The 7,603-nt window shown below is 44.8% G+C and carries 2 protein-coding genes and 1 pseudogene; 1 reads left to right on the forward strand and 2 read right to left on the reverse strand.

Features of this window, described 5'->3' with window-relative positions:
* Nucleotides 1-206 precede the first annotated feature (206 nt).
* Nucleotides 207-2,879, forward strand: a complete 2,673-nt coding sequence (gene adhE / locus AACU59_RS01780) for a bifunctional acetaldehyde-CoA/alcohol dehydrogenase (protein ID WP_013856398.1) — start codon at nt 207-209, stop codon at nt 2,877-2,879.
* 122 nt (nt 2,880-3,001) lie between these two features.
* On the opposite strand, the pseudogene AACU59_RS01785 reads toward adhE, so the two are convergent.
* A pseudogene (locus AACU59_RS01785) lies at nt 3,002-3,876 on the reverse strand (multidrug transporter).
* A 122-nt stretch (nt 3,877-3,998) separates the two neighbouring features.
* A complete protein-coding gene (rne, locus tag AACU59_RS01790) occupies nt 3,999-7,082 on the reverse strand; it encodes a ribonuclease E (RefSeq protein WP_094144439.1) in 3,084 nt (1,027 codons plus the stop codon).
* Between the last annotated feature and the right edge of the window lie 521 nt (nt 7,083-7,603).

Below are 7,603 nucleotides of genomic sequence, written 5' to 3' on the forward strand. Positions count from 1 at the left end.
TTTGTAGGGTGTTTACCCCTAATTGGGTAATTAGTTTTTGAGAACTGATCTGAGTCAATTTTTTTCACACTCTGAAATATTATACTCAGTCCTGAAAGCAATTTACTAAGTCTGTCATTGTTTAAGCTGTTGAGAAAAAACAAAAACACAAAGCTGCAAACTTAATAAAGAGTTTTTAACATTTTTCTATTTTTAGGAGATCCATTATGCCTGTAACTAATTTAGCTGAACTTGATGCTCTAGTAGCGCGCGTTAAAGCGGCTCAAGCAGAATTCTCTACTTACTCTCAAGAGCAAGTAGATAAAATTTTCCGCGCAGCATCATTAGCAGCTAACCAAGCTCGTATCCCTCTAGCGCAACAAGCGGTAGCGGAATCAGGCATGGGTATTGTTGAGGATAAAGTAATCAAGAACCACTTTGCGTCTGAGTTCATCTACAACAAATACAAAGACGAAAAAACGTGTGGCATTCTTGAAGAAGATAAAAACCTAGGCACGATGACTATCGCTGAGCCTGTAGGCATCATCTGCGGTATCGTTCCAACCACTAACCCTACTTCTACTGCAATCTTCAAATCTCTCATCTCTTTGAAGACTCGTAACGGTATCATCTTCTCGCCACACCCACGTGCGAAAAATTCAACTAACGATGCAGCTAAACTCGTGTTAGATGCAGCAGTTGCAGCTGGCGCGCCAAAAGACATCATCGGCTGGATTGATCAACCTTCAGTTGAGCTATCTAACGCGCTAATGAAGCACGAAGGTATTGCACTTATCCTTGCAACAGGTGGTCCTGGCATGGTGAAAGCGGCTTACTCGTCAGGTAAACCAGCAATCGGTGTAGGTGCAGGTAACGTTCCAGTTGTAATCGACGAAACGGCAGACATCAAACGTGCAGTTGCTTCTGTTCTTATGTCTAAAACATTCGATAACGGTGTGGTATGTGCTTCTGAGCAAGCGGTTATCGTTATGGACGAAGTGTATGACGAAGTAAAAGAACGTTTCGCGAGCCATAAAGCGCATGTTTTAAGTAAAGCAGACGCAGACAAAGTACGTAAGGTACTGCTTATCGATGGCGCACTAAACGCGAAAATCGTAGGCCAACCAGCAACAGCCATCGCTGAAATGGCGGGCGTTAAAGTTCCAGCAGATACTAAAATCCTTGTCGGTGAAGGTATTGGCGAAGTTTCTTATGACGATGAATTCGCACATGAAAAACTTTCTCCAACACTTGGCATGTTCCGCGCGACTTCTTTCGAGAACGCGGTAGAACAAGCAGTAAGAATGGTAGAAATCGGCGGTATCGGCCACACTTCTGGTCTATACACTAACCAAGACGTTAATGCAGACCGTATCCGTTACTTTGGTGACAAAATGAAGACGGCGCGTATTCTTGTAAACATCCCAACCACTCATGGTGGTATCGGTGACCTTTACAACTTTAACGTTGCACCATCTCTAACGCTAGGTTGTGGTTCTTGGGGTGGTAACTCAATTTCTGAGAACGTAGGTCCTAAGCACCTAATCAACAAGAAAACTGTTGCGAAGCGAGCTGAAAACATGTTGTGGCATAAACTACCTAAGTCAATTTACTTCCGTCGTGGTAGCCTTCCAATCGCTATGAGCGATCTTGAAGGCAAAAAACGCGCATTCCTAGTTACTGACCGTTTCCTATTCAACAACGGTTATGCAGACGACGTAGTGACTCTGCTGAAGTCAAACGGTATGGAAGTTCAAACATTCTTTGATGTAGAAGCTGATCCAACTCTATCTGTCGTAGAGAAAGGCGCTGAAGCAATGAAGAGTTTCCAACCAGACGTGATTCTAGCACTTGGTGGTGGTTCACCAATGGATGCGGCGAAGATCATGTGGGTTATGTATGAGCACCCAGAAACTCACTTTGAAGAGCTTGCAATGCGCTTTATGGATATCCGTAAACGTATCTACAAGTTCCCTAAAATGGGGCAAAAAGCAGAATTGGTTTGTATCACGACTACTTCAGGTACAGGTTCAGAAGTTACACCATTTGCCGTTGTAACAGACGACAAAACAGGTGCTAAATACCCACTAGCGGATTATGAGCTAACACCTAACATGGCTATCGTTGATGCGAACCTTGTGATGAATATGCCTAAGTCTCTAACGGCATTTGGTGGTTACGATGCTGTGACTCACGCTCTTGAAGCCTATGTATCTGTTCTTGCGAACGAATACTCTGATGGTCAAGCTCTACAAGCACTTAAGATGCTGAAAGAGTACCTACCATCAAGCTACAAAAATGGCGCAGCAGACCCAATTGCTCGTGAAAAAGTGCACAATGCAGCGACTATCGCAGGTATTGCTTTTGCTAACGCGTTCTTAGGTGTATGTCACTCTATGGCGCACAAGATCGGTGCTGAGTTCCACATCCCGCACGGCCTTGCTAACGCATTGCTTATCTCTAACGTTGTGCGCTATAACGCGAATGATAACCCAACCAAACAAACTGCGTTCTCTCAATACGACCGTCCACAAGCACGCCGTCGTTACGCTGAAGTGGCTGACCACTTAGGCTTGAGCCAAGCGGGCGACCGTACTGCTCAGAAGATTGAACGTCTACTGACTTGGTTGGAAGAGCTGAAGAAAGATCTCGACATCCCGCTATCTATCCAAGCGGCTGGCGTGAATGAAGCGGATTTCCTCGCAAAAGTTGACGTACTATCAGTTGAAGCGTTTGATGACCAATGTACTGGTGCAAACCCACGCTACCCACTGATTTCTGAGCTAAAAGAAGTACTTCTTGCGGCTTACTATGGTACAGCGTTTGTTGAAGGTGAAACTTTCGAAGGCACTACCGTTATCAAGAAGAAAGATGACCAAAAACCAGCAAAGAAAAAGTAAGCTGAGTTATTGAGAGATTTTCGCTAGCACGAAACAATCTCTATCGGGAAAAGATAAAGCCTCACCGTCTGGTGAGGCTTTTTTTGATCGAGTAATTTCATCATCAAAGCGTGGATGGGGATCTATCCCCACATGACTAAAATAGCGGCAATTGCGATTAGAAAAAGCCCCAGCCCATCTTTAATTTTCACCGATTGTTTTAGCCAAAAAATAGAAATTAACATCGTAAAAAAGATCTCAATTTGGCCTAAAGTTTTTACATAAGGCACGGTTTGAAGAGACATTGCACTGAACCAACCAATAGAACCAAGACAGCTACTTGTGCTGGTTAATAGCGTCAGCTTAGGTCTTACCCATAATTGTTTTAATGAGTTGTTGTCGGTCACCATTAGGTAAATTAGCAGTAATAAAGTCTGCAGTGAAATGACCAACAATAATACCCAAGCAGCACTGTGTGGAAAGGGTAAGCCAAGCGCTAAACTGGCTTCACGTACCCACAATGAAGTGAGCGCAAAGGCACTACCACAACTTAATCCCAGTAAAACAGTTGGCATTGAAAGCTGCTTAACATTGCCGTGCGTGCTCATCAAAAACACACCAATGCCACCAACGATGACGCCAATCCAGCCCAAGCCTGTCAAATGAGTCCCAAAAAAATCATCCCTAAAATAGCGGCAACTAAGGCTTCGCTTTTGGCTAGCCCAGCACCTACGGCATAGTTATTTAATTTAAAAAGCTTAACCATGAGCGCAGTCGCGACGATTTGCATCAATGACGCGCCGATAATGAAAGCGATAAAGGTCAATGACAATGTAGGTAATTTCGCGGGTATGAAATGATACAAAGTGATGAGATACAGAGCCGCGATAGGGCCAGCCCAAAGAAAGCGGGCAAGGGTAACACCAGTAGTACTGACCTCAGTTGCTAAGCGACTTTGGAATGCATTGCGCCAAGATTGCATGAACGCGGCCAGAAGGGTGAATAAGATCCAAGTCATGGAAGTCTATTTTGAGTGACAAGAAAGAGGCCATGCTATGAGATGCAGAGATATTGGGCAAGCGGAATATAAAAAGGGCTGCGAATGCGGCCCTTTAATGGTATTTAAACTCGGTTCAGAGATTAATACTGTGGTTTAGTCATTGCTGCACCAGCTTGACTTTGCGCTGACTGGCTGCCTGCTGCACGAGTTGCAATTCGTTCAGCATGGAAAGGTGCTGATACGATTTCAATCTCTTTGAGCAACAAAGAGCCTGAGGCTTTGGTCATCGGAGAGAATGCATGCGCTTTGATTGTTTTAGGTAATACGGCTTCAGGTGCCTTAGTTACTTCAACCTTCAATGCTGGTACTTTCTCTGTCGTGGCTTTTTCTTCGACAACGAGCTCAATAGCGGTAGTCTTTTCAATAACAACTTCTGCGATTACTGGCTCCGAAATAACGGCTTCTACAGTGACCGATTCTGTGACTGAAACCGATTCTGTTACCACTGTCGATGGTACTTGAGGTTCAATAGCGTCCTGCAAAGAGACTGTAACAGGTTCTTCAACGACGCTCTGGCTTTCTTCGTGGCGAATAATGACCTTACCCATTGCCATTTCAGGGAAAGCAAAACCACCTAACGTTATCTCAGTATTGTTATCCACGACATCTGCCACTTGTTGAACAGGTTCAACCGCTGCGACTTGCTCTGTTACTGGTGCTTGATACGCTGGTTTAGAGAGGTCATAACGAGGCATCACTTTACCCATTGCCATCTCAGGAGAGGCAACCCCACCTTTACGTAAACGGAATGGGTTAGGGCGACGATCACGACCACGGCGTCGACGTTGACCACTGGCTCGTAAATGACGAGGGGAGCGGCGATTGCGACGTTGATTTTGATCGTCATTCTCATTGTCGTCGTTTGGTGTAACGACCGATGTCTCAACAGATTGTACTGTTTCAGCTTTTACGGCTTCAATAACCTCTGCTGCCGGGGTTGTATTGATCAACATTTCAGCTTCTGGTTGTTCTTGAGCGATTGTCTGATCTTTTACACGAACTTGTTTGTTTAACTTACGGCGTTGACGGCGTTCTTTAACTTTTGCCGTTTTCTCTTCCGTTTTCTCTTCATTCGCTGTCAAGGTAACGGCTTGCGCTTCAGCCGCAAGTTGTAGCCCTTGCTCCGCTAACTTTTCAGATTTGCTGTCATCACGCTTGTTGCGGCGCTCTTGTTTTGGCTTGCGAGCTTGTGTCTTACGAGGCTCGTTGGTAGCAACAATTTCTTTGTCTTGTGTTTCTTCAACAAGAGCAGAGGTATTGACAGGTTTACGTTTGTTTCTGTCACGGTTTGCGTTGTCGCGATTAACATTTTCACCGCGTCCGTTACGACGACGTTGGTCATTTCGATCACGACGCTGGCGTGGTGCTTGGCTACGTTCGTTTTCTTGTTTTTGTTGCTCTTCCTCAGTTTTCACCTCTTCCGTGGTGGTTGAGAAGATGCTACCAAGAGCTTTAACGATGCGGCCAAATAGACCTGGTTTGCCTGGTTCAACAGCGATCTCTTTGACTGGAACCGCTACTTCTGCTTTAGGTGTTGGAGCTGGAATAGTTTGTGCTGGAGCAGCAAACCCTTTCAACGCTGGTTCTTCAATGCGTTTTGGTTTGAAATCGATATCTGAGCTTTCTTTACCTTCTGCTTCTTTCAGTGCTTCTAGTTTCATTGGCACTAAGTAAGAGAGTATTTCTTGCTCTTCCCCTTCACGGACACGGATCACTTCAAAATGAGGCGTTTCCATTTCAGAGTTAGGGACAATGGTGATCTCGACTTCTTGAATGCGTTCAATATGATTGATTGAGCGACGTTTTTCATTGAGTAGATAAGATGCAATAGGAACGGGAACCACCGCCATAACTTGAGCGGTATTATCTTTTAGTGCTTCTTCTTCAATGAGACGTAAAACAGAGAGCGCAAGAGATTCATTATCACGAACCACTCCGGTACCAGAGCAGCGTGGGCAGATATGGTGACTTGCTTCGGCAAGTGATGGGCTCAAGCGCTGACGCGACATTTCTAACAAGCCAAAACGTGAAATTCGGCCAATTTGTACGCGAGCACGATCTAGGCGTACGGCATCGCGTAAACGGTTTTCTACTTCACGTTGGTGACGAACAGGAGTCATATCGATGAAATCGATAACCACTAATCCGCCCAAATCGCGCAGACGTAATTGGCGAGCAATTTCATCGGCTGCTTCTAAGTTGGTGTTAAGCGCCGTCTCTTCAATATCGCCGCCTTTTGTTGCACGAGCAGAGTTGATATCAATTGAGGTCAATGCTTCGGTTGGGTCGATAACAATAGAGCCACCAGAAGGCAAACGCACTTCACGCTGGAAAGCCGATTCGATTTGGCTTTCAATTTGGTAATGGCTAAATAGGGGTACTTCACCGTCGTATTTTTTTACACGACTCACGAAATCAGGACGCACCAAACGAATGTGCTCAAGGGCACGTTCATAAATTGTGTTGCTATCAATTAGAATTTCACCAATGTCACGACGCAGATAATCACGAATTGCGCGTACAATGACGTTGCTCTCTTGGTGAATAAGTAGCGGTGCAGGACGCAAATCGGAAGCCTGTTTGATTGCGCTCCAGTGATTGAGCAAAACGTTTAAGTCCCACTCTAGCTCTTCCGCACTTTTGCCCACACCTGCAGTGCGAACGATAAGGCCCATGCCTTGAGGAAGCTCTAAACTGCTCAATGCGGTTTTTAATTCGGTACGCTCATCGCCTTCGATACGGCGTGAAATACCACCGGCACGAGGATTGTTTGGCATAAGAACTAGGTAGCTACCAGCAAGAGAAATGAAAGTGGTCAACGCAGCGCCTTTGCTGCCTCGTTCTTCCTTTTCAACTTGGACAATAACTTCTTGGCCTTCTTTAAGCGCTTCTTTGATGTTTGGACGGCCTTGGTAAGTGTAGCCATCAGGGAAGTATTCGCGGGCAATTTCTTTGAGAGGAAGGAAACCGTGACGTTCAGCGCCGTAATCAACAAATGCAGCTTCTAAACTCGGTTCAACACGGGTGATACGTCCTTTATAGATGTTCGCCTTTTTAGATTCATGCCCTGGACTTTCGATGTCTAGATCAAAAAGTCGTTGGCCATCAACCAGCGCGACACGCAACTCTTCTTTTTGAGTTGCGTTAATTAGCATTCTTTTCATTTAAAAATCTCGTTATCTTTCTTTAGTTTTGATTATTGGACTTGTTGCTGGGTTTCGTTTTCACGGTGCCAGATCCCATGACTAAAAGGTGCAGCCTCCCGGCTGGAGGGGATGCTCTAGGGCACTTCAGTTATCGCACGCACACGATTGCCTGCGATCCGCGTATTGGCGGAAAATACTCAACATGAAATGACGATGAGTAGAGCAACAAGATAGCTTCGCTCAATAGTGTCTTACGCCATGTGCAGCACATTGACGCTTAGCAGTCTACTCACTATTTTGCTCAAAAATGGACGGTAAAGAATAAAAAATCACCGAATCATTCATTGCAGCTGTGAACTATAGCAGTGACAGGTAAACACAGCAATCTGCTTTGTTATGAACAGGTCAAAAAAATGAGAATAGGTCTAAAAGTTAGATGGCTAATTTAATGTTTATCAAAGAGTTTTAGTTGTTAAAGTAAGAATTGTAATGGGTAATATTTAATTTTATCCACAGTCACATTTCAATTGGTGTAATTC

Origin of the sequence: Vibrio sp. V23_P3S9T160 (assembly GCF_963886625.1) — a bacterium.
Lineage (GTDB): Bacteria > Pseudomonadota > Gammaproteobacteria > Enterobacterales > Vibrionaceae > Vibrio > Vibrio anguillarum.